Annotated in this window: 23 protein-coding genes; 19 read left to right on the forward strand and 4 right to left on the reverse strand. The window is 56.6% G+C overall.

The window, feature by feature from the left end:
- The first annotated feature begins 1 nt into the window (after position 1).
- Both ABWH92_RS12550 and ABWH92_RS12555 read left to right on the forward strand, forming a co-directional pair.
- Positions 2–607: a hypothetical protein gene (locus tag ABWH92_RS12550; protein ID WP_375568843.1), complete on the forward strand. Its 606-nt coding sequence runs from the start codon at positions 2–4 to the stop codon at positions 605–607.
- The gene (locus ABWH92_RS12555; RefSeq protein ID WP_375568845.1) at positions 604–1,278 is read left to right on the forward strand and encodes a hypothetical protein; all 675 of its coding nucleotides are present in this window, start codon (positions 604–606) and stop codon (positions 1,276–1,278) included. Before ABWH92_RS12550 ends, ABWH92_RS12555 begins: the two co-directional genes overlap by 4 nt.
- Here the strand turns inward: ABWH92_RS12555 and ABWH92_RS12560 are convergent.
- A complete protein-coding gene (locus ABWH92_RS12560; RefSeq protein WP_375568847.1) occupies positions 1,275–2,039 on the reverse strand; it encodes an IclR family transcriptional regulator in 765 nt (254 codons plus the stop codon). The genes ABWH92_RS12555 and ABWH92_RS12560 overlap by 4 nt on opposite strands.
- Positions 2,029–2,442, reverse strand: coding sequence for an acyl-CoA thioesterase (locus ABWH92_RS12565; protein ID WP_375568849.1), 414 nt, complete (start codon positions 2,440–2,442; stop codon positions 2,029–2,031). Before ABWH92_RS12565 ends, ABWH92_RS12560 begins: the two co-directional genes overlap by 11 nt.
- Before the next feature lie 91 nt (positions 2,443–2,533).
- Between ABWH92_RS12565 and ABWH92_RS12570 the strand changes: the two genes are divergently transcribed.
- From ABWH92_RS12570 to ABWH92_RS12605, 8 genes are read left to right on the forward strand one after another with little or no spacing between them, the layout of a single operon-like run.
- Positions 2,534–3,670: an FAD-dependent monooxygenase gene (locus ABWH92_RS12570; RefSeq protein ID WP_375568851.1), complete on the forward strand. Its 1,137-nt coding sequence runs from the start codon at positions 2,534–2,536 to the stop codon at positions 3,668–3,670.
- Complete coding sequence (locus tag ABWH92_RS12575; RefSeq protein WP_375568853.1) at positions 3,667–5,220, forward strand: benzoate-CoA ligase family protein; 1,554 nt, start codon at positions 3,667–3,669, stop codon at positions 5,218–5,220. The genes ABWH92_RS12570 and ABWH92_RS12575 overlap by 4 nt, the downstream gene beginning before the upstream one ends.
- A gap of 18 nt (positions 5,221–5,238) precedes the next feature.
- Positions 5,239–6,288: a gentisate 1,2-dioxygenase gene (gene gtdA, locus ABWH92_RS12580; protein ID WP_375568855.1), complete on the forward strand. Its 1,050-nt coding sequence runs from the start codon at positions 5,239–5,241 to the stop codon at positions 6,286–6,288.
- Positions 6,285–6,983: a fumarylacetoacetate hydrolase family protein gene (locus ABWH92_RS12585; RefSeq protein ID WP_375568856.1), complete on the forward strand. Its 699-nt coding sequence runs from the start codon at positions 6,285–6,287 to the stop codon at positions 6,981–6,983. Before gtdA ends, ABWH92_RS12585 begins: the two co-directional genes overlap by 4 nt.
- Positions 6,980–7,636, forward strand: coding sequence for a maleylacetoacetate isomerase (gene maiA, locus ABWH92_RS12590; protein WP_375568858.1), 657 nt, complete (start codon positions 6,980–6,982; stop codon positions 7,634–7,636). Before ABWH92_RS12585 ends, maiA begins: the two co-directional genes overlap by 4 nt.
- A gap of 26 nt (positions 7,637–7,662) precedes the next feature.
- Complete coding sequence (locus tag ABWH92_RS12595; RefSeq protein WP_375568860.1) at positions 7,663–8,634, forward strand: TAXI family TRAP transporter solute-binding subunit; 972 nt, start codon at positions 7,663–7,665, stop codon at positions 8,632–8,634.
- A gap of 12 nt (positions 8,635–8,646) precedes the next feature.
- Positions 8,647–10,587 carry a TRAP transporter permease gene (locus ABWH92_RS12600; protein WP_375568862.1) on the forward strand — a complete coding sequence of 647 codons (1,941 nt, stop codon included), beginning with the start codon at positions 8,647–8,649 and terminating at the stop codon, positions 10,585–10,587.
- Entirely contained in the window at positions 10,580–10,891 is a 312-nt protein-coding gene (locus tag ABWH92_RS12605; RefSeq protein WP_375568864.1) for a DUF6455 family protein, read from the forward strand. The genes ABWH92_RS12600 and ABWH92_RS12605 overlap by 8 nt, the downstream gene beginning before the upstream one ends.
- On the opposite strand, the gene ABWH92_RS12610 is transcribed toward ABWH92_RS12605, so the two are convergent.
- Entirely contained in the window at positions 10,854–11,084 is a 231-nt protein-coding gene (locus tag ABWH92_RS12610; RefSeq protein ID WP_375568866.1) for an integrase core domain-containing protein, read from the reverse strand. The two genes, ABWH92_RS12605 and ABWH92_RS12610, sit on opposite strands and share 38 nt — an antisense overlap.
- A gap of 416 nt (positions 11,085–11,500) precedes the next feature.
- Positions 11,501–12,217 carry a transcriptional regulator NanR gene (gene nanR / locus ABWH92_RS12615; protein ID WP_375568868.1) on the reverse strand — a complete coding sequence of 239 codons (717 nt, stop codon included), beginning with the start codon at positions 12,215–12,217 and terminating at the stop codon, positions 11,501–11,503.
- A 226-nt stretch (positions 12,218–12,443) separates the two neighbouring features.
- On the opposite strand from nanR, the gene ABWH92_RS12620 reads away from it, so the two are divergent.
- The 9 genes from ABWH92_RS12620 (at position 12,444) to ABWH92_RS12660 (ending at position 23,439) form a co-directional block, all read left to right on the forward strand.
- Positions 12,444–13,451 carry a sugar ABC transporter substrate-binding protein gene (locus ABWH92_RS12620; RefSeq protein WP_375568870.1) on the forward strand — a complete coding sequence of 336 codons (1,008 nt, stop codon included), beginning with the start codon at positions 12,444–12,446 and terminating at the stop codon, positions 13,449–13,451.
- Between the two features lie 98 nt (positions 13,452–13,549).
- Positions 13,550–14,716 carry an ABC transporter permease gene (locus tag ABWH92_RS12625; protein ID WP_375568872.1) on the forward strand — a complete coding sequence of 389 codons (1,167 nt, stop codon included), beginning with the start codon at positions 13,550–13,552 and terminating at the stop codon, positions 14,714–14,716.
- Positions 14,713–16,212: a sugar ABC transporter ATP-binding protein gene (locus tag ABWH92_RS12630; RefSeq protein ID WP_375568874.1), complete on the forward strand. Its 1,500-nt coding sequence runs from the start codon at positions 14,713–14,715 to the stop codon at positions 16,210–16,212. Before ABWH92_RS12625 ends, ABWH92_RS12630 begins: the two co-directional genes overlap by 4 nt.
- A complete protein-coding gene (locus ABWH92_RS12635; protein ID WP_375568876.1) occupies positions 16,209–17,264 on the forward strand; it encodes an ABC transporter permease in 1,056 nt (351 codons plus the stop codon). The genes ABWH92_RS12630 and ABWH92_RS12635 overlap by 4 nt, the downstream gene beginning before the upstream one ends.
- On the forward strand, positions 17,261–18,106 hold the full coding sequence (locus ABWH92_RS12640; protein WP_375568878.1) for a phosphogluconate dehydrogenase C-terminal domain-containing protein: 846 nt from the start codon (positions 17,261–17,263) through the stop codon (positions 18,104–18,106). The genes ABWH92_RS12635 and ABWH92_RS12640 overlap by 4 nt, the downstream gene beginning before the upstream one ends.
- A 6-nt stretch (positions 18,107–18,112) precedes the next feature.
- Positions 18,113–19,777 carry a hypothetical protein gene (locus ABWH92_RS12645; protein WP_375568880.1) on the forward strand — a complete coding sequence of 555 codons (1,665 nt, stop codon included), beginning with the start codon at positions 18,113–18,115 and terminating at the stop codon, positions 19,775–19,777.
- Complete coding sequence (locus ABWH92_RS12650; RefSeq protein ID WP_375568882.1) at positions 19,770–20,819, forward strand: Gfo/Idh/MocA family protein; 1,050 nt, start codon at positions 19,770–19,772, stop codon at positions 20,817–20,819. Before ABWH92_RS12645 ends, ABWH92_RS12650 begins: the two co-directional genes overlap by 8 nt.
- Positions 20,816–22,081 carry a ribulose-bisphosphate carboxylase large subunit family protein gene (locus ABWH92_RS12655; RefSeq protein WP_375568884.1) on the forward strand — a complete coding sequence of 422 codons (1,266 nt, stop codon included), beginning with the start codon at positions 20,816–20,818 and terminating at the stop codon, positions 22,079–22,081. The genes ABWH92_RS12650 and ABWH92_RS12655 overlap by 4 nt, the downstream gene beginning before the upstream one ends.
- Complete coding sequence (locus ABWH92_RS12660; RefSeq protein WP_375568886.1) at positions 22,078–23,439, forward strand: four-carbon acid sugar kinase family protein; 1,362 nt, start codon at positions 22,078–22,080, stop codon at positions 23,437–23,439. Before ABWH92_RS12655 ends, ABWH92_RS12660 begins: the two co-directional genes overlap by 4 nt.
- The last annotated feature ends 122 nt before the right edge of the window (positions 23,440–23,561 follow it).

Consider the following 23,561-nt stretch of genomic DNA (forward strand, 5'->3'; position numbering starts at 1 on the left):
CATGGGCCATTTTGTTTTCTTGCAGAACACGGTGTCAGTTCCTGGCGGCATTGCGTCCCCACCGGGAGATCACACGATCGATGTCATCGATCAGTACGAACTTTCCGATCACGACCTTGCCGACACCGATGGACTTCTTCTCAGCCAGCATCTTGATGAACAACATCTGTGCGAATGCGCACCGATGCTGGAGCGTTACCTGCGTCAAGGTGGTTCGATCAGCTTGAACGGGCCACTCTATCAACCTTGCCTACACGGTCTTGGTTGCTACGCGCCCCTGCCGAGCGGCAAAGCCCAGGACTGGATTTTGCGGCTTGAAGGCACACACCCAATTACTGACGGCGTGGTGGCCGATGATCTCACCTATCGCCAAGGCGTGATTGGCTTCTGGTCTCGTGGCAGCTTTCCGGTCCCCTTAGGGTCCACGGTGCTGACCAACATGATCGGCGATGACACGCCAACGGATTTTGTCTGGCACCGCGATGGCGGCGGACGAGTTCTGGTGCATCCAGGCAATGATGTTTGGTTTGTACATAACGATAAAAGCAGTGCAGGGCGGTTCTACGCGAACATGCTGGACTGGATGGCAAATGAGAGGTCGGCATGAGCATTGCCGTCGTAGACGCGGGCCTTGCCTATCAACGCCGTACCTTCGCCGACTTTGAAGAGGCCAGCATTTTCTCAGACCGCATTCGTATCGATGCGCTGGCCGATGCGAACCTAAGCGCCCACGCCGCACTGATGATCCCCTGCCGTACGCCAGGGCATCGCTTGGCACCGCACAGAAAAATGTTGGATCGCTACGTGCGCGAAGGCGGGCTGTTGTTTGTTATGGGCGAGACAAGTCCCGACCTTTTTCTCAACGGATTGCGTTTCACACTTGAGCCAACCAACTTTTGGTGGTGGCGCGAACCGGGCCTTGATCTCGGGGTGAAGGTTGAGAAGCCCTCACACCCAGCTTTGTTGGGTCTCACCGACAAAGACTGTGCCTGGCACGTGCATGGCATAGTCTCGGTGCCGGAGGGAGGTGAAGTCTTGATCAGCTGGTCCCCCACATCGCAGGTGAGCGCGAACGGTGCAGCCGGCGCTTTAATGGTGGACTACCCGATCGGCAAAGGGCGCGTGTTGGTCACGAGTCTTGACCCGATCTACCATCATGGTTCCGGTTTCATGCCTGCGACCACGCGGTTTCTGGAACGCTTTTTACCCAATGCCGTGGCCTACGCAGCAGGGCACAAAAAAGCTGTCGGACTTCCTTTGGGCCTTAAGACTGCCTAGCCGCTGCTCGCCTGAAACTCTTCACTGCCGGGCACGGCTAGAACTTGGGTCGGGAAGGCGCGTTTAAGTTCGCGCCTGCCAACGGAGTCATCGGCTAACAACTCCTTCTCCATAGAGACCAGCGTGACGACAGCCTCTGCCTGACCTTGCAAATCAAGCACCGGTGCGGCCAGCGCATAAAGACCGGGAATGAAGGATTGCCGTGCTTCGGCAAGTCCTGCTTTGCGGATGTCGGAGCAGAGCGTTTTGGCCCGCTCTAGTTCCTCGTTGGACAAACGGTCACCCACGAGACGTTCTGGGCTCCAGGCCAGAAACGCCAGCCCTGTTGCCGAGGTGAGAAGCGGCAGCAATGTGCCAACACCGAGCGCTGTTACCAAAGGTGGGCTTGATCGCTCCCAGCGCACGACGGTTGGACCCAAAGTGCCCCAAACTGAAAGCATTGCCGTGCAACCGGTGGATTCCACAACATCAGGCAGCATGTCGGCAGCCCGGTTCACCACATCGAAACGCGCGACAGCGGCCATCCCGACCTCGGCAGCTGCGCGTCCTAGATCGTAGGTCCCAGTCTTGCGATGAACAACCATGCCCAACTCGATCAGGCTTGCAAGGTAACGGTGAACCTTGGCCGGTGGAATGTTGACCGATTGCGCGACTTCGCTGAGCGACATCGGCCCCTGCTTTTTGCAGAAAGCTTTTAAGATCAGCATGCCGATCTCGACGCTTTGGACGCCTTTGCTGCGGGTCAAACCTTCATCCGGCATGGTGTTTTTCCAATGTCTTGCGGATCGCCTCCGGTAAATCGGCTTTACCGATCGTTCCGTCTTTCTCGGCCACAAAAGCACGGGTTTCGTTGCCTCGCGCGATGGGGGTGTCGCCGATTGTAAAACCGTAAGCAAGCGAAAAACTGCTACGACTGACCTTGGTGATCGTCAGTTCAACCACCAGTCGATCATAGTACCGACCGGGCCGCAAAAACTGGCACCCAGCCTCAACCAGCGGTGTTCCAGCCAAGCCATAATCGTTTTTCAGACTTGACTGATCGAAGCCTTCAGATCGCGTGAAAGCGTGAAACGTCGCGTCCATCCATTTGAAAAAGCTCGGATAAAACACGATGCCCATGGCGTCGCATTCCCCCCATTCGATCTCGCGGTCGCATTGAAACATAGCATCTCCTTGCATTGGCGCTTGACAGTTTTCACATAACGTAATCAATTACGCAAAAAGAAAAAGACATCACCACGATCGGGAGGACGTGATGAAGGTGACGATTGTCGGCGCGGGGCCTGCGGGCCTTTATGCGGCTATTTTGCTCAAGCGCACGCGCAGTGATCTCGACATTTCGGTGATTGAACAGAACACATCGAACGCGACCTTCGGTTTCGGTGTTGTGTTTTCCGATGATGCGCTGGCGTTTTTGCGCAAAGACGATCCTGAAACCGCCGATCTGATCGAGCCGCACATGGCGCGCTGGTCCGACATCCACCTCGCGCACAAGGGCGAGCGGATCGTGATCGATGGCATTGGTTTTGCCGGTATCGGGCGATTGGAGCTTCTGTTGCTTCTCCAAGAGCGGGCGGCAGCGCTTGGTATCCACCCGTCCTATGAAACGCGCATTGATGATGTGGATGCGCTTGATGCCGATCTCATCATCGGCGCAGATGGCCTTAACTCACAGGTGCGTGCCACTGGCAGTTTTGATGAAGCAATGAGCTATCAGACCAATCGCTTCGTCTGGTACGGCACCAACCGCGAGTTTGACGCTCTCACCCAAACCTTTATCGACAGCCGCTACGGCCCGATGAACGCGCATCATTACTCCTATGCGCCTGGCCGAGCGACGTTCATCATCGAAGTGGCCGAAGAGACATTCAAGCAAAGCGGGTTGGGCGAGATGGCCGAACCCGACTATCGCGCGGCCTGTGAAGAAGCCTTTGCCGATGTGCTTGAAGGCGCGCATCTAGTCGAAAACAACTCCCATTGGCGACAGTTCCCCAATCTCTCCTGTGGCCGATGGCATGATGGGAAGAAGGTGCTGGTTGGTGACGCGTTGCATACGGCGCACTTTTCCATTGGGTCAGGCACTCGCCTTGCCATGGAAGATGTCATTGCCCTGGTTGAAGCCCTGAAAGCCAAAGACTGGTCGGTTGACCAAGCACTACCCGCTTACCAAGCAACGCGTGCACCCGTGCTTGCGAAGCTGGTGTCAGCGGCACGCACATCGTCAGATTGGTACGATGACTTTGAGCAGCACATGCAGCTCGATCCGTGGCCGTTTGCACTGTCTTACATCTTGCGTGCTGGCCGATTGAGCCCTGATAGGCTGCGCAGGCTATCCCCCCAATTCGCTGCAAAGCTGACGCAAAACGGTATCGCGCTGGAGGACGCAGCGTGACCAACACTGTTGCTGAACTCGCAAGGCAGGTCGGTTTTGATCTGCCGGAGACTTACAATGCGTCTCGCTTGTTGTGGGACAATCTACAGACCAATGCAGAACGTGTTGCCGTCCATCATGCATCAGGCACGCTCACCTATGCGGCGCTGGCTGATTTGGCAGCCCGTATTGGCAATGCATTCTTGAATGCAGGGTGTTCGCGCGGTGATCGCGTGATGCTGCTGATGGACGATGAGCCTGCTTATCCTGCGGCCATCATGGGCGCGATGCGCGCTGGTCTGGTCCCTCTGCTCATCAACATTCAGTCGCCCAGCGATCTTCTCGCGTTCTTTGAAGAGGACAGCGATGCGAAAGCGGTGCTTGTCAGCCCGGATCTTGCTGATCAAATGCAAGATGCGTCACGTCCAATGTTGCGCAGCGACGGCCCTGAGATTGTGAAGGCTTCACCAAGCCTTTCCGAGGCGCCCACAATGCGCACGGATATGGCCTTTTGGATGTACTCCTCAGGGTCAACCGGAAAGCCGAAAGGCGTGGTGCACAAGCACGAGGATGCTGCTTACACAGCGCATACCTACGCTCGTGACATCCTGAAACTCACACCGGACGACATCTGCTTCTCGGTGCCAAAGATCTACTTCGCCTATGGTTTTGGAAACGCGGTCGCCTTCCCGATGGCCGTTGGTGCTTCGGCTTTGTTGCTTACCGGTCGCCCAACGCCTGATCGCTGTTTTGATGCCATAGAAGCGCACAAACCCACTGTTCTGTTTGGTTTACCAACGGTCTACACCGCTCTGATCAGTCACGCGGACGCCGAGATGGCAGATCTGTCCTCTGTGCGTCTGTGCATATCGGCTGCCGAGGTTCTGTCCTCAGAACTTGCCGATAGCTGGCGGCAGCGTTTCGGTCATCGCATTGTGGAGGGTCTTGGCTCAACCGAGATGCTGCACATCTATCTGTCCAATGATGAGGACACGCAGAAACCTGGATCAGCCGGTCGTGTCGTTCCAGGCTATGCAGTTCGACTGGTAGATGGTGAAGGCCAGCTTGTCCCCGTGGGCAGCGAAGGCATTATGGAGGTCTGCGGGCTTTCCGGTGCCGAGTACTATTGGAATCGCCCCGATAAAACGGCCGAAACCATGCGCAATGGCTGGCTTTACACTGGTGACCAGTTCACCTGCGATGAAGACGGTTTTTACTTCTTCAAAGGCCGCGCTGATGATCTGGTGAAAGTATCCGGCCAGTGGGTTTACCCGCTGGAGATCGAGCTGGCATTGGCCGAGCATCCCAAAGTCCGAGAGATTTGCGTCCAGGCCGTTCCACTGGCCGATCAGCGGATGACGCTGACAGCTTGGGTAACGCCCAAGAGTCAAACCGATGCCGGTGATGGTTTGGCCAGGGAGTTGAAAGACTTCGCCAAGGCGCAGCTGCTGCCGCACAAATATCCCCGGACCATCCATTTTCTCGACCATCTGCCGAAAACAGGCACCGACAAGATCGACCGCCAAGCCTTGCGAGCGCTTGCTGCGGACCAGATCGGTTCAGTGGCCTAACACCAGAGGAATGTTGTCATGAGCCTTGATGGGCCTCCCCCCAACACACCTGAACGTCAGGCCTTTTACGACGCCATCGAGCCGGAATCGATGCGTGCCTTGTGGTCGGTCATGTCCGGCATCATCACGCCGGAGCCCAAGTCCGACTGCGTGCCGGTGAAGTGGTCGTATGAAAGCGTAAGATCGCGCCTCCTGGAAGCGGCTGATCTTATCACCGCCAAGGAAGCTGAACGTCGCGTGCTGATCCTGGAGAACCCAGGTCTAAAGGGTACATCAAAGGTCACCACCAGTCTCTATTGCGGCATTCAATGTGTGATGCCTGGCGAAGTTGCCCCCGCCCACCGCCACAGCCAGAGTGCTCTGCGCTTTGTTCTGGAAAGCGAGGGTGGTGTCACTGCCGTAGGTGGCGAGAACACCGATCTCAAGTTTGGTGATTTCGTCATCACGCCGAGCTGGGAATGGCACGATCACACCAGCCGCTCTGGTTCACCCATCTTCTGGCTCGACGGCCTGGACATCCCGGTCGTGCAATTCCTCGATGCATCCTTTGCCGAAGGCATGGGCGAGGATCAGCAAGAGATCACCAAACCGATGGGCGACAGCCTGGCACGTTATGGCGCGAACATGATGCCAATCGGGTACGAAAAGTCTGCACCAACATCCCCCATCTTCAACTACCCCTACGATCGCTCACGCGAGGCGCTGGAGCAGATGCGCAAACGTGAAGAGTGGGATCCCTGCCATGGGTTGAAGATGCGGTATGTGAACCCCGTCGATGGCGGATGGGCGATGCCAACCATTGGCGCCAGCCTGCAACTGATGCCCAAAGGCTTCTCCTCGGTGCCTTATCAATCCACCGATGCCACCGTTTATGTCGGTGTTGAGGGCAAAGGCCAGGCCACCATTGGAAACCAAACGTTCGAGTGGGGCCCGCGCGATGTTTTCGTCGTGCCCTCCTGGCACACGCTCACCCACGAGGTGGATGAGGATGCAGTGCTGTTTTCCTATTCCGACCGACCTATTCACGAAAAGCTCGGTCTTTTCCGCGAACGCCGAGGCAATGCATGACCAGTTACGTTCTCCCTCCACCAGCCCAGGCCAGTGTGGCTGTCGTTGGCACCGATGATCGGTTTCCGGTTCGCCGGATTTTCTGTGTCGGACGCAACTACGCCGCGCATGCCCGCGAGATGGGCCGCGACCCAGACCGTGAGCCCCCCTTCTTCTTCACCAAGCCGGCCGATGCGGTGGTGGAGAACGGTGCTACAGTTCCTTACCCGCCGGAAACGGAGAATTTCCACTACGAGATCGAGCTGGTGGTCGCCATCGGTAAGGTTGGTAGCAACATCGCGGAAGAAGATGTCCCAAACCACATTTGGGGCGCGACCGTTGGCATTGATCTGACCCGTCGCGATCTTCAACTGGCTGCGCGTGACAAGGGCCGTCCTTGGGACTGGGGAAAGGCTTTTGATCAATCAGCACCGATCTCGCCACTGGTTCCCATGGCCGACGTGCAAAGCCTCACCGAGGGGCGCATTTGGTTGGCGGTCAATGGGGAGGTCAAACAGGATGCTGACATCGCTGATCTGATTTGGTCGGTGAACGAGCATGTCTCGATCCTCTCACAATCCATGACCTTGGCACCGGGCGACATCATCATGACCGGCACACCGGCTGGTGTCGGCGCAATTGTTCCTGGCGACGCTGTCACCGGCGCGGTTGAAGGTTTGGCCGAGATTGCCATCACGATTGGAGAGCGGGTGTGAGCGACGCACCCGACCTTCGCCTTCACGGGTTCTTTCGGTCGTCCACCTCCTATCGTGTGCGGGTCGCGCTGAACCTCAAAGGCCTTGTCTATGATCAAACTACCTATGTGCTGCGCAAGGGCGAGCATCGTGGCGAAGACTATTTGGCCGTGAACCCGCAAGGTCTGGTGCCAACGCTTGAAACCGATCAGGGTATGATCGCGCAATCGCTGGCGATCATTGAATGGCTTGATGAAACCCATCCTGAACCAGCGTTTCTACCAGACGATGCCTGGAGCAGGGCGCGTGTGCGTGGTTTGGCACAGATGATCGCGCTTGATGTACACCCCATCAACAATTTGCGCGTGCTCTTTTACCTTCGTGACCAGTTTGGCGCCGATGACGACGCCCAAACCGCTTGGTTTCACCACTGGGTGAACCAGGCTTTCAGCGCGCTGGAAAAACGCTTGGCCAACGACAAAGAAACCGGTGCATTTTGCCACGGAAATATGCCCGGCCTGGCTGATATCTGTTTGGCGAGCCAAGTGGTCAACAACCGTCGTTTCGGCGTCGATATCGCGCCTTATCCAACCCTTAAGAGGATTTACAACGCCTGCATGGCTTTGCCTGCTTTTCAGGATGCCTTGCCGGAAAACCAACCTGACGCGGCTTAACCGCGCGATCTTAAAACCGGGAGAAAATGATGAAAAAGCAACTGATTGCCGGTGCGCTGGCACTTGGCGCCACTTTGGGACTGGCAGCACAGGTCGGCGCGCAAACCGTTTCCATAGCCACCCTACCGCAGGGCTCAGTCTGGAACACAATGGGCAATGTAATCGCCGGTGCCGTGCGCGAGGATGGTGTGCGCATGGTGGTGCAGCCCTATGGTGGGAACCTCGCTATGATGCAGGCACTGGAACAGGGCCTTGCTGAGTTCTCGATCAATGACATCAACGATGTGATCGCGGCAGCAGAAGGGATCGACCACTATGATGGGCAGGCTCAATCAAACCTGCGTATCGTGGCCAAGATCAATCCTCTGCCCATCGGTCTTTATGTGCGTACCGATAGCGGCATGACGCAAATGAGCGAGCTGGAAGGCCGCCGCGTTTCTTCTGGCTGGGACGGATTCCCACTTGCCAATTCCCATGTCTCAGCACTGCTGGCGACCGGTGGTTTGACCTATGATGACGTGGAAGGTGTGCCAACACCAGGCTTGATCCGTGGATCAGATGACCTCGCAGCTGGACGCACCGAAGCAGCTTTCTTTGCAGTTGGCGGGCCGAAAGTGGCCGAAGTCAACGCCACCGTTGATGGCGTCCGTTTTCTACAGGGCGCAAGCGATGACGCAACGCTTAATGCCATTCAGGCCATTCGCCCGGCCTTCTACTTCTCAGAAGTGCAACCCGCCCCCTTTCGGGTTGGCATCGAAGAGCCAATGATGATGGTGACCTGGGACAATGTGTTGGTTGCCGGTGCCCACGTGTCCGATGAAACGGTGATGGCGTTGCTCGCATCGATGGCCGAGCGCCAGAGCGACATGGCCGAAGCCTTTCCACCCTTTGGTGCCTTCGGCATTGAGCGTTCCTATGTGGATTACCCAGGGGCAGTCTATCATCCCGGTGCCATCGCGTTCTTCGAAGAGCGCGGCATTGCGCTTCAGGACTTCTGATCTGTGAGCGAAATGGCCGATCAAAGCGCGATACGCCGCCATTTGGCGGTGATCGGAAACCTCTTCGCGGCTGTCGTCACATTGACGGCAGTCGCCTGGGCTGCCGATGTGCCGCGCTCGATTGGCCTTGCGCCCTACACCGAGCAGTTTTTGGCGCTTATTCTTGCCTTCTCTCTCGCATTGGTCTTCATCAAGAAACCAAGCCCTTTTGTCGGGTTGGATATTGCGCTTAGCCTGCTTGGCCTTGGTACGGCCCTTTGGGTGATGTGGGAGTATCCAAGGCTCATCTTCCAACAGATGAGCCTGCCGTTGGACGGACTGATCGCAGGCGCCATCCTCTTCCTTCTGATCATGGAAGCGCTGAGACGTTGCACCGGTTGGCCACTGGTTATCGTGGTTGCCTGCATAGGGCTCATGGGCTTGATAGGCCATACCATTCCCGGCGCACTGCAGACGCGCGAAGTCGCGCCTGAACGTATGCTGATGTATCTGGCCTTTGATGCCAACGGATTGTTCGGACTGACGCTCAACGTGGCGGCCACAGTCGTCATCGCCTTTGTGCTGTTTGGCCAGTTGCTCTTGAAATCGGGTGGGGCTGATTTCTTCAACGACATCGCGGTTGCCCTGATGGGACGTCGCCGTGGCGGCTCGGCGAAAATCGCTGTGGTGGCGTCAGGCCTCTTCGGCTCCATCTCCGGGGTGGTGGTCTCCAACATTGTCGCCACGGGTGTGGTGACCATCCGCATGATGATCGCATCAGGATATCGCCGCCACCAAGCCGCTGCCATTGAAGCCGTCGCCTCAACGGGCGGCCAGATCGTCCCGCCCGTTATGGGTGCGGTTGCGTTTCTCATGGCCGACATCCTTCAGCGCCCCTACACGGAAATCGTCGTTGCTGCGATCGTTCCCGCGCTTCTCTACTATGTGGCGGTCTTCGCACAAGTTGACCTGCAGGCCGCGCGCGACGACATCGCTCTTGTTGATGAGAGTGAGATCCCTGAAACGTCAGACGTGTTCAAACATGGCTGGGTGTTCATCGTTCCTTTTGCAGCCATCGTGCTTGCCCTTTTCTCCTTTGGTCAACGCCCTGAAACAGCCGCACTTTATGGCGGAGGCGCAGCCCTCGCGATCGGTCTGATCAAAGGATACCGGCAACGCATGAGCTTGCGCGAGATCTGGCAGGCGCTCTGCGAGACTGGCTCATCGGTCGTTGATATCGTGATGATTGCGGCTGCTGCCGGGTTCATCATCGGTGTCCTCAACATCACCGGCCTTGGGTTTGGCCTCACCTTTGTTCTTGTGTCGCTGGGTGGGGAGAGCCTGATAGCGTTGCTGCTGATCGGTGCGGCTGTTTGCCTGGTGCTTGGCATGGGCATGCCAACCGTCGGGGTCTATCTTTTGCTGGCAGTTCTGATCGCGCCGTCGCTGGTTCAAAGTGGCGTCGATCCTATCGCAGCGCACCTGTTCATCTTCTATCTCGGCATGATGTCGATGGTGACACCGCCGGTTGGGATCGGAGCTTTCTTTGCCGCTGCGATCGCCAAGGCCAAGCCCATGCAAACGGCATTCGTCGCGATGCGCTACGGGTGGACGGCCTATGTGATCCCGTTCCTGTTCGTCCTCTCACCCACCTTAATTTTGAAAGGCGACACGATTGCCATCGTGGTGGATGTGATTACAGCAGCGGCCGGTGTTTACCTGATCTCCGCGGCGGCTGTTGGATGGTTGCATGTTCCCCTTCAACCTTTGATGCGGCTTTTGCTGATCTTCGCAGGATCAGCACTTCTCGTGCCGCTCAGCTTGCCGTTCTCTCTCTGGTTCAATGGACTTGGAATTGCTGGGGCCACGATCGTCTTTCTAGCCCACCACCTTGCTCCCAATCTGCTCAATCCACGCGGGCGACACTGGCGTCCCTACTTGCCACCCCTGATCAAACGAGGTCCTGATGCGTAACCCGTTCAAAAAGCTCGATGAACATGCCGATCTCATGAACAAGATGGGGGCCGCAACAGATGTTGATCTGTCCGACGCAGCTCTTGACGGACGATTGGATGCCGAGCGCTATCGAAAGGCGCTCAAAGCCTGCACACACTGCAAGTCTGTCGACAAATGTCTCTCTTGGCTTGAACAGCATAAAGCGACCGACAGGGAAAAACCGCCGGAATTTTGTGCCAACAAAGAGCTGCTGCTCAGTCTTCGTGAAAAAAGAAACCAGCCGCCTAACGGGATCCCAGAGGCGCAACCACCTGTTCTGTAAGCATTGCGCTGCTCTCGATGGAAGTCTGATCTGACGGGTCGGTCCATGCCGACTTGACAATGTCAGCCCGGATATCAATCCATGGAGCCGACGGTTGATACTCTAAAAATGCATGCGGACGGATGATGTTGTAGTGCCGACGCCATCTCTCAATAAGCACTTTGGCTTCGGGCAGAGTGTTGAAGAGTCCCAACGTTCAACAGCTTGTCCTTGAGTTTGCTGTTAAAGCTCTCGTTATCACTGTTCTCCCTGGGGTTTCCAGGTTCGATGAACAGGGTCTTCGCACTGACCTTGGTGAACTGCTCCCCGACGGCTGTGGATGCGAACTCAAGCCCATCACAACACTCCTTTGAATTCGCAGATGTTCCACTCGACGTGGATGCGTTCAAAAGGGGCGGGCTCACATATCAGCGACGTCCGCTATCGAGCCAAAATCTCTCTTGCGCAACGCAGTCAGTTCACAACACATCTGCGGCCAGAACCAGCTGCTGCAGAGTTGTTCCTCTAGTTTTCCAGCGATTCTGAAGTGCTCCTGATCTCTAACGTTTGCGCGGTGTGTTTGCTTTGTTAGCGGTCTTTTGCCCCGCTGAGCATGCTGATCTTGTGCGGCTAGGCTGAGTACTTTTGATGATAGAGCTTGTTCGCGCGGTTGAGGTGGTTGGCCATCGCTTCAGCGGAGGCACGCTCATCACCTGCCTCAATGGCATCGACAATCGCGTCATGCTCCTGGATGGTCAGGCTCTCCATACCTTCCTGACGAACCAGGTCGATATGGAAGTGGGCCAGCCAATCAAAGAGGGCCTGCGCCAGAACGGCAAAAATGGGGTTGCCGCTGATGGTGGCAACAGCGCGATGAAAATTCCCATCGCAGTTCATGAAGTCCTCTGCCTCATCGCGTGCCGCGGTTTGCAACGAGACGGTCTGGCGCAAGAAAGCGATATCGGAAAGTGTGCGCTTTCTGGCTGCAATGCGGGCCATTTCAACCTCAAAGGTCAGACGGGCTTCCTTCAAGTGGGTCATCGATGTTTCGGAATGTGAAAGCACGTGTCGCATCGTCTGCGACATCTGACCAACCATCTGATCAATAGAAGGCTTGGCAACTCTGGGTCGCTCTCCATGGCGAATTTCTACAAGACCCATGCGTTGTAGGTTTTGCATCGCTTCACGGATTGCTGGACGCCCGACTTCAAAGTCGGTCATCAGCTCACGCTCCGATGGTAGATAGTCACCGGGCTCAAGGTCGCCGCCTTGAATGATGGCCAGGAGTTGATCCTGAACCTCATCGGATAGTTTGCGGCGTTTAATCCCTGCTGGTTTAGTTGTCATACCAGCCTCATAAGCAATTGTTCAGCCAGTCTCAAGCAGGCTGTGCGTGCCGACGCTTGCCTTAGCTTTCCAACTGGTATAATGACTATAACAGTAATGAGGTGATGCCGCCATGCCAAAGCATCAAAAACAGGTGTGGATGAGCCCTCCAACAGTTTCCGCGGGATCCATTTCCGTGGTGCTAACGGTGCCAAAAAGGCACGCTCGACGACTAGGGAGTGACACTATGAGATTCCGCACAAAACTGATCGGAGCCGCCTTTGCGGTGACCTCGACCAGCATGCTTTTTGCCGGCTCAGCTTCTGCAGCCACCATTTGCTTCGCGTTTCAGGACTTGGAGACAGAATTCTGGGTTGCGGGTCATCAGGCGATCACAACCACGCTGACCGAAGCCGGGCACACCGTTATCGAGCGCAACGCCAATGAAGATGCCAATCGCCAGCTTGAGCAGGTGCGCGACTGTATTGCCCAGGGCGTGGATGGCATCATCATCATTCCACAGGATGGCGACAGCGCGACGACGATCGTCGGTGAAGCGCAAGACAATGATGTGCCTATCGCGGTGTTCAACCGCCCGCCATCAGACCTTTCCAAAGGCATCATCGTCGTTGCTGACAATGCCAGCATTGCCGCCCAGGCAGTGGACTTCGTGGCCCAGGAAGCCATCGCAGCCAACCCTGATCGCATGCTCACACCTATGGTAATCGTCGGTGATTTGAGCGACTCCAACGCTGTGGGTCGTCGCGATGGTTTTTACGAAGCCATCGGCCGGTACGCCGATCACTTCAATCCTGCCATCGAAGTTGCCTCGGAGTGGGACGCAGCCACAGCCCTGGCCAATCTGGAAGCGGCCATTACGGCCAATCCAGATATTGACGTGCTTTTCACTTCTTCTGATTTCCTGTTCCCCACCATTCGCTCGGTACTGGAACCGCGTGGCATGTGGGTGCCTGCCGGTGAAGAAGGTCATGTGTTGATGGCTGGCCTTGATGGCGATGCCACGGCCTGTCGGCTGATCAAGGACGGGTATGTGGACGCGACCGGCGTACAGGACCTCTACTTCGAGGCCGAGGCAGCGATGGACGCTATCCTTGCGGCGATTGAAGCCGGTGAAGCTCAGCCGAATGAAGTGATCGCAGATCCGGGTTTTGCTCTTACCTCAGCCAACATTGGCGAGCGTGAAATGGACATGTGGGGCTGCGTTCTGCTCTCCGAAGGCTTCCTCGATCGCTAGGACTTATCGTTCCTCCCGAGCGAACGGTTTAGCCGCCGTTCTTTCCGGTGGTGGCTTTTGGGCCACCACCAACCTCTTCTACGGCGAAACGGCAATCCATGCATTCCATACCACCGTCCAAAACGCCTGCGTCTGCGGCGCAGCCCGAAGGCAAGGAACGGCCTAGCCTTTTGGTACGCCTGCGCAATCTGGTTCTATCGGACTATTTCATTCTTTGGCTGTCGATTGCCTACTTCCTTGTGCTGGCGCCGTTTCTGCCCACACTGACCAATCCAGCGAACCTGTCGAACCTTTTGTCCAACACATGGCCTCTTTTGGCGGTAGCTGTTGGCCAGACTTTTGTTCTGACCATTGCGGGCATCGATCTTTCACAAGGCGCTGTGATCGGGTTCACCAGCACCGTGATGGCCGTTCTGGTTGCCACGAGTGGTTCAGCCAATGTGCTGGAAGGTGCGCCGGTCTGGGGGCTGTTCATTGACGAGAACGGCGGCCTCTTCCATGGCCTGCCGATCAGCGTCTTTTTAAGTCTTGTGGTGATGCTCGCGGTTGGCACATGTGTTGGCGCGCTCAACGGGCTGGCGATTGCCTATTTGCGCATGCCGCCTTTCATGATGACGTTGGTCACAATGATCGTCGTCTCAGCGTTTGCGGTTTGGCTCACACAGTCGGAGAACGTTGGCAACTTGCCAGAGAGCCTTGTCACACTGGGCAAGGGCGACATTATCTCCGTCTATTTCGGTGAGCAGGATCGCTCGCAGATTCCGCGCCGTGAAATTTTTTCCGTCATTGGCTTTTCCGCTGTCATTGCCATCAGCCTGGCCATTGCAGCCCATATTTTGCTCAACAAGACGGTTTTTGGTCGGCAGGTCATCGCCATCGGCGCGAACCGCAAAGCGGCTGAGATCTCAGGCGTGCCGGTGAAGCGCATCATCGTGATGGTCTTTGCCATCTCAGCCTTCTGCGCGACCGTCGGCTCGATCCTTTATTCCGCCCGTCTGGAGGCAGGCCGCCCGACGCTGGGCGAGGGGACGTTTCTACTCGATGTCATTGGCGCGACGGTCATTGGCGGTACCAGCCTGTTCGGCGGCAAAGGTAAGATCATCTGGACCGTGTTTGGTGTCATCTTCTTCGTTCTTCTTTCCAACACGCTGAACCTGATGAACCTCTCCACTTTCCATATCGATATGGCCAAGGGTGGTGTGATCCTGTGCGCCGCGCTGCTTGATGTTGCCCGAAACCGCTACTCGGCGGAGCGCGGGTTATGAGTACGCTTCTTGGCCTTCATGGCTTGTCCAAAGCCTGGTTTGGGGTTCCGGCCGTCAGCGATATGCATCTTGAGGTGCCGGCTGGCATCTGTCTCGGCGTTATCGGTGAAAACGGCGCAGGCAAGTCGACGCTCATGAATATGATCGGCGGCGTGGTGCCACCTACGTCCGGCAGCATGACGTGGCGCGGCGACTCATATGCACCCAAAAACCCAGCCGATGCAAAGGCCCATGGCATTGCGTTCATCCATCAGGAATTGAATCTTTTCACCAACCTGTCGGTGGCCGAGAATATCTTTATTGATGATTTTCCTTACCGTTTTGGCCTCATCGATAAGCGCAAGATGGCTGCGCGATCCCGTGTTCTTCTAGAGCGACTCAACCTTCAAGCAGAGCCTGAAACCTCAGTTGGCAGCCTTGCACCGGGCGAGCGGCAATTGGTGGAAATCGCCAAAGCGCTCCACCGTGAAGCCTCGCTGATCATTTTTGACGAGCCGACAACCTCACTCACCGCGCGTGAGACCGATAAGCTGTTCGAGACCATCAACGCGTTGAAGGCCGATGGCACGACTATCATGTACATCTCGCACATCTTGGCGGACGTGCAGGCCTTATCCGATGAGATCGCCGTTCTGCGTGACGGGCACCTGGTGGCCAATGGGCCAGTCGATCAGTTCGGTGTGCCGGCCATGATCAACGCGATGATCGGGCGCGAGCTTTCTGCAATCTATCCTCCACGCACCAGCGCACCGAGTGACGAAGTGATCTTGGAAGCCGATGGGCTAAGCCAGGATGGCGTCGTCGAAGACATCTGCTTCAAACTGCACAAGGGCGAAATTCTTGGGCTATTTGGCTTGATGGGATCAGGGCGCAGTGAACTCGCCCGCATGATCTTTGGCATCGATCCAACCCAACGCGGCACGCTGTTTTTTAATGACACACCGGTTGATGGCGACACACGTGCACGCATCGGTAAAGGCATGGCGTTCGTCACCGAGAACCGGCGTGACGAAGGCCTGATGATGGATGCAGCCATTGCAGACAATCTGTCACTGGTGACCATCGATCAGTTCGGCCAGGCGCCACTGGCCATGCTCGACCAGGACAAGCTGAAAGAGCGTACGCAAGCCGTTCGCGAACGCGTGACCATCAAAGCCGGTGATATCGCAACGCAGCCCGCGCGTGCCTTGTCGGGCGGTAATCAGCAAAAAGTGGTGATCGGCAAGTGGCTGTTGGGCGATCCGCAGCTGTTCATTTTGGATGAACCCACACGCGGCGTGGATGTTGGCGCCAAGCACGAGATCTACACCATTATCGACAGTCTGGCGGCTTCGGGCAGCGGTGTGCTCCTCATTTCCTCGGAGCTGGAAGAGTTGATGGGCACATGCGATCGCATCATGGTGATGGCCCAGGGCGAAGTGACTGGCGAATTCAAACGCGAGGACTTTTCAGAGGCCGCGATCATTGCCGCCGCTTTCAAAGAGGTGGCAGCATGAGCGCGCAACGACCATCGGGCCCATTCGACCCAGCAGGCATGGCTGCTCGGCATTCCTCGATCATCATCCTGTTCGCCATCATCATCGGCTTTGGCATTGCCGAGCCTGCGTTCCTTTCGTTCGATACGATGGGCAACACCGTCAAGCAGGCGTCCTTCATCGGCATTGCAGCTGTTGGCATGGTCTTTGTGCTGTTAACCGCAGGTATCGATTTGTCCGTCGGTTCCATCATGTATCTGGGGCCGCTAATGGCCGGCATTGCCATGCGAGATATGGAAGTGAGCGTCACTGGCGCGCTGGTTGTCAGCATTCTGGCAGGCGCTTTGATGGGGGTGATCAACGCCTTCTTTATCGTCGTGCTACGGATTATTCCTTTCATCACAACGCTGGCAACGCTGTTTCTGTTCCGGGGCTTTGGTTCCTACGTGACCTCCTCGCGGCAACTGGATTTCCCTGCCGAGGTGCGTGCCTTTGGCTTGTCCAACGTGCTCGGAATTCCCATGCCAGTTATTGTTTTCGCCATTGTGGTGCTGGCAGCCTACATCATCCTGGCGCATACCCCGATGGGTCGACAGATCTATGCCTTCGGTAATGATGCTGAGGGCGCCCGCAAAGCTGGGTTGCCCACGCGCCGCTTGCAAGCTTTCGTCTACATCGCCAGCGGCATTTGCGCTTCGCTAGCGGGCTTTGTGCTGATCTCGCAGATTGGACGGCTTGATACCGGCTTTGGTGAGGGGCGCGAGTTTTCCGTCATCGCCGCAGCCGTCTTGGGTGGTGCAAGCCTGTTTGGCGGTGTTGGAACCGCGTTCAGTGCCCTTATCGGCGCCATCACCATTCAGGTGGTGCAGGCCGGCCTCGTTTACACCGGCATCAATCTTTACCTGCAGCCACTTTTGCTTGGGCTGGTGATCTTCATCGCCGTCCTTCTCGATGGATTACGCCAGGCGAGACTGGAAGACAGCAAGCGCCGCATCATCCGTCCGCTTTTACCCGAACCAGTACGTGGCGACCCGCCACCTGCTTCAACGACCAACAAGGAGTCCCATCCATGACACACGCCGTCGCCCTTCTGGGAGCCGGAGGCAAAATGGGCCTTCGTGTTACCAAGAAACTCGTCGATGCCGGCTATGATGTTCGCGCCGTCGAAACCGCAGATGTTGGCAAGGCTCGCCTTGCCGAGGCCGATATTCAAGCCGTTGACCAGGCGACTGGGATCGCTGGTGCTGATGTCGTCGTGCTTGCGCTGCCCGACAACATCATCGGCAAAGTATCGCGCGATATTGTGCCGTCGCTTAAGTCAGGTGCATTGCTCATCATCCTGGATGCAGCAGCCCCCTACGCTGGCGATGTCCCAACCGAGCGAGACGATGTCTCCATTGTCATCGGTCATCCTTGCCACCCGCCGCTTTTCAACGATGAAACCGACTGGGATGCCCGGCGAGATTATCATGGCGGCATCGCACGCCAGTCCATCGTTTGCGCCCTCATGAAGGGACCCGAAGAGGCCTACGAACTGGGCGAAGACATCTGCAAAGCCATGTGGTCGCCGATCACCAACTGCTACCGCGTTACTGTCGAGCAATTGGCCATTCTGGAGCCCGGACTATCGGAAATGGTGGCGATGCCCTTCGTGGACACGATGGTGGAAGCTGTCGATCTGTGCGCATCCAAATACGACATCCCGCGCGAAGCAGCTTTTGATTTCATGATCGGGCATTTGAACGTCGAGATCGCCATGTGGTTCGGCTACTCACCCAAAGTGCCGTCCGATGCGGCCTTGAGGCTGATGCGCTTTGCTAAAGGCGTGGTGGTGCGTGAGGACTGGGAAGAAGCTCTCAACCCGGCCAAAGTGAAAGAAGCCGCCGAACTGATCGTCTACGGTAAAGGCGCTTAAGAGCTGATGCAGGAGCCACACCACCTCTCTGTCGGAGATATTTCTTTTCTCTACGAACCGGGCCTAGTCCGACGATTGATGGTGGCTGGTACCGAAGTGATCCGCATGATCAGCGCGCCGGTGCGCGACGCGAACTGGGGCACCTTCTCGCCAAAACTGTTGTCCAACTCGATCGACGAAACCCCAGATAACGTGCGTATCGAAGAGGTGTTTTCGGTTGCCGATGGAAGGCTGCTAGCGGACCTTACTTTCGTCGTCCACGCAGATGGTGTTGTGTCTGCCAACTTGATTTTCACCGGTAAGGAAGATGTCCAGACCAACAGAGCCGGTTTCACCTTGCTTCACCCCATTGCTGGAACAACAGGTAACGCCCTGACGGTCTCACACAGCGACGGTTGTGTGACTCAAACCCAGTTCCCCGAGCAGATAGCGCCCGGACAACCTGCCATCGAAATCTGCGGGCTGGCTCACAAAGTGGGCGATGTGGATGTCAGAATATCCTTCAAGGGCGAAACGTTCGAAACCGAAGATCAGCGCAACTGGTCGGATGCCTCTTTCAAAACCTATTGCCGCCCGCTTTCGCTGCCGTTCCCTTACACGATCGTTAAGGGGGAGACTGTCACCCAGCGCATCGAAGTCAATTTGGATCGCAAGTTTGAAAGCACTCATCGGGGTGTGGCCGCGAGGCCAACGCAGTCCATTCAAAAGCCTGTGCGCTTGCCACAAATCTGCTTAGCAGTCGAACCAGATTGGCTGACGTCCGCATCATTGCCGCGAGGTGTCGTTCCTGTCTTGCGCTTTACCGGGGGTGACTCTTACAGCGATGAAAAGCTCGCTCAGATCGTGCAAACGCACCAGGATGTCGATGTCGAAATCATTGTTCCAGAGGACAAGGATGCGCTCGGCGTTTGCGAGACCGTGAAGGACTGCCTTGAGCGGTGCGGGTTAAACGCCAAGCACATTACGGCGCTGCCGCAGGCTTACCTCAAAAGCTACCAGCCGACCGGTCCTTGGCCGGAAGGTCTCTCGCCAGAGTCTTGCACCCAAGTCGCGCTCCAAACCTTCACAAACGCGCGCATCGGTGTGGGCATGCTAACCCACTTTACCGAGTTCAACCGGCGCGCGCCCGATACATCGTTTGGTGATTATGTGACGTTTGCCAACGCCGCTATCGTCCACGCCGCGGACGACATATCGGTGTGGGAAACTTTAGAAACTTTGCCCTACATCTTCGCCTCGGCCAAAGCCCTTTCAGGCGATTTGCCGATACGTCTTGGTCTGGTCTCCATTGGCATGCGCTCCAACCCGTATGGAGCGGCTTTGGTGCCGAACCTATGCCACGCCAAGATCGCCATGACGGGTGATGATCCACGGCAGACAGCCCCTTTTGCTGCCGCCTATGCGGTGGCTGCGTTTGCGCTTGCTGCACAAGCAGGCGTTGAAGCCATCGCACTCGCGGCACCGAGCGGACGGTTGGGAATGATGAACGCCGATGGTTCTTTGCTGCCTATTGGTAAAGCGTTGAAAGCCTTGTCGGCTCTGGGACCGGAAGCAAACCTCATGGTGAGCCAAGACAAGGTGACGCTCTCAAACTCTATCGGGTCACTATCAGCTGATATCTGCGGTCAAGGCGCTCTCCATCTGTCTGGATTTGGAGAAGATAATGACTGATCAATCATTACGCGGTGTGTTGATCGGCTGCGGATTTTTCTCTGACAATCATATGAACGCCTGGACCCGTCAGGATGGCGTGACCATCACTGCCGTGTGCGATCTAGATGAAGTCAAAGCCGAAGCAACGGCGCAGCGATTTGGTGTAAAAACCATCTACACCAACGCGCAAGATATGCTGGCGACTGAAGCACCAGATTTCGTCGATGTGGCCACCACCGTAGGCTCGCACCGAGCATTGGTTGAACTGGCAAGTGGCCATGCCAAAACGATCATCTGTCAAAAGCCCTTCGCTGAAACCATCGCTGATGGCGAGGCTATGATTGCGGCCTGCGGAGCATCTGGAAGCACACTCATCGTTCATGAAAATTTCCGCTGGCAGCGCGCCTTCACAGTAATGAAGGCGATGATCGAGAATGGCGATCTGGGCAGTCTTCATTTCGCGCAGTTTTCATTTCGCCACGACTACGACAACTACGTCAATCAACCTTACTTGGCCGAAATTGAACGTTTCACGATCATGGATGTGGGGCTTCATCTGTTCGATCTTGCCCGCCATTTTCTTGGCGAGGTGGACACGCTTTCTTGCACCACCCAGCGCCTCAACCCAATTGTGCGCGGTGAGGATGCTTTTACCGCGATGCTCGTCCACACAAGTGGCGCGACCAGCATTTGCGATTGTTCCTTCTACAGCAAAGTAGCCCCCGATCCCTTCCCTCAAACACTGGCGCGCATTGAGGGTGACCAAGGCACACTGATGCTTGGTCAAGACTACCGCCTTACCCTTCACACTGGCAGCGGCGCACGCGAAATCGATGCCGCGCCGGCTGTTCCAAGCTGGGGCGGAGCACCTTGGCAGGGTGTGCAGGACAGCGTCATGCGCTTTCAGAACCATGCCGCCGATGTTGCGCGCGGGCAGGCGGACCCTGCTCCCTCAGGCGCTGACAATCTCAAAACACTTGCGTTGGCCCTGGCCGCCTACGACGCAGCAGAAACCAGGTCCAGCATCACCATGGCGGACTGGCAGGAGACAACGTCATGACCGCATCGATGTCCGTTACCGACCGCATTGAGGCCGACTATGTCATCGAGACAGCCATAGACCCGCAGGAAGCTGCGGAGACCATGGCGGGCGAACAATCCTCTGGCACGTTTCTGCCCATTCCTGGTGAAACCGAAGAACTGAAAGCTCGCTCCGCTGCGCGCGTTGAGCACTTGGAGGTTTTTCAGACCGTCGATACGCCATCGTTACCCGGTGCGGCAGTGGGAGAAACCTATCAACGTGCACATGTCACCCTATCGTGGCCACTGGGTAATATTGGTCCGTCGCTGCCCAATCTCATGGCAACTGTCAGCGGTAATCTGTTTGAACTAAAGCCTTTTTCTGGCCTGCGCGTCATGGATATTCGCATGCCGCAAGCTTTTGCAGATATCTATCCCGGACCGCAGTTTGGCATTGAGGGCACGCGCCGTTTAACTGGTGTCTCCAAAGGTCCTTTGATCGGTACAATCATCAAGCCAAGTGTCGGGTTTTCCCCGCAGGAAACTGCCGACCGCGTCGCGATCTTGGCGCAGGCCGGTATCGATTTTATCAAAGATGATGAGCTTCAAACCGATGGACCCTATTGTCCGTTTGAAGAGCGCGTGACAGCCGTTATGGCGGTGATAAATGCGCACGCTGAGAAGACCGGCAAGAAAGTCATGTACGCCTTCAATCTAACAGGTGAAGTCGACGAGATGCGCGCGCGTCACGATTTCGTGCGTGAACTGGGTGGCACCTGCGTCATGGCAAGTGTGAACTCCGTCGGGCTTGGCGGCATGATTGCGCTTGGCCGTCATTCGCAACTGCCCATCCACGCCCATCGCAACGGCTGGGGCTACCTGTCTCGCCACCCCATGCTCGGGTGGTCGCATGTTGCTTGGTCGAAGTTTTGGCGCCTAGCTGGTGCCGACCATCTGCATGTGAATGGACTGCGCAACAAGTTTTGCGAGCCAGATGACAGCGTCATTCAATCGGCTCAGTCCTTGCTGACGCCGCTGTTCAACGACAAACCGTGCCTTACCATGCCGGTTTTTTCCTCTGGTCAAAGTGCGATTCAACCTGATGAGACCTACCGGCGCATGCAAACGACCGATCTTATTTATGCCGCTGGTGGCGGCATTGTTGGGCATCCAGATGGCATTGAAGCTGGTGTGCGTAGCCTGCGTGAAGCGTGGGACGCCGCCGAGCAAGGTATTCCAGCGGTAGATCACGCCAAAGAGCATCCGGCCTTGGCACGCGCTTTGGATGCCTACGCCCAATGAGCCAACCCAATGCGCCGTTGGTTGCCTGGTACGGTGACGATTTCACCGGGTCAGCGGCTGTCATGGAGGAGTTCGCCTTTGCTGGCGTGGATAGCGTTCTCTTCCTCGATATCCCCAATGCTAAGCAGTTGGCGCGTTTTGCGAGTGCCCGTACCATCGGGTTGGCAGGTACCAGCCGCGCCCACGGCACCGCCTGGATGGAACAAAACTTACCCGAGCCTTTTGCCTTTCTACGAGGACTGAACGCGTCGCTTAACCTCTACAAGATTTGCTCGACACTCGATTCCTCGCCTGAGGTCGGTTCAATCGGCAAGGCTTTGAGTTTAGCACGCGGCTATTTTGGATCAGGCGCAGTCCCCATCTTTCCTGCTTCACCGAAAATGGGACGCTATCAGTGCTTCGGCACGCTTTTCGCCCGTTCTGATCAAACCGTCTATCGGCTGGATCGGCATCCGGTGGTATCTCGCCATCCTGTTACCCCGATGGGCGAAGCCGATGTCGCAAAACACATCGCCCAACAAACCGACGACCCCATCGGATTGATCACGCTGACGGACTTAGCTCACATCGTTGAAACATTCGCGGCTTTGGCGGAAACCAACTCTGGATTGGTTTCGATTGACGCAGTCAGCCCAGCCGATCTCATCTCCTGCGGGCAGCTTTTTGCTAGCCTTCCGCATGGCAGTTTGCTCGCGGGCTCCCAAGGTGTGGCAGAAGCGCTTGTGGCATTCTGGCGAGCCAGCGGCGAAAACGTTGACTTTAGGGCCCAATTGGAAGCTCCTGGCCTAGCAAAGCATATGGTGGGCCTATCAGGGTCTTTGTCCTCAACGACACGCAACCAAATTGATCAGGCACTCGCCAATGGTTTCGTTGGCGTCCAGCTTGATACTGACCGTTGCTTGGGCGCTGAACGGCAAGAGGCAGTTGGTCGAAGTGTCGAAGCCTCACTCGCCATTTTGTCAGAGGGCAAATCGCCTTTGGTCTACACCGCACGTGGCCGAGATGATCCTGCCATAGCCAAGCATCGGCAGGCAGCAGAGCAACTTGGGTTGACCCGCGAGGTTGCAAGCCAGCAGATTGGAGAAGCGTTGGGCGAGGTGTTGGCCGCACTCATCAACGCCGGTGCTGTAACACGGGCGGCAATCGCTGGAGGCGACAGCTCAGGCTACGCACTCAAGCGCCTTGAGATGTTGGCATTAACGGCACTGATGCCAATTGCCCCTGGCGCTGGCCTTTATCGCGCTCACCCTCACTCCAAGGACGAACGCACCTTGGAGATTGCACTGAAAGGGGGGCAAATGGGCGCGCCGGGTTACTTCGAAGAAATCCGTGCGGGCGGGCTGGTGCACAACGGATAAACACATCTAACGCCTGACCGCTTTTTCCGAAGTGTTTTTCAGAGGAAGAGATCGGAAAAATCTTCATTCTGAGAACTGGCTGGATTCACTCCAAGGATTGGTCCGTTTGGACAGGCTTCGAT

This window comes from Ahrensia marina (assembly GCF_042140245.1).
Classification (GTDB): Bacteria; Pseudomonadota; Alphaproteobacteria; order Rhizobiales; family MH13; genus MH13.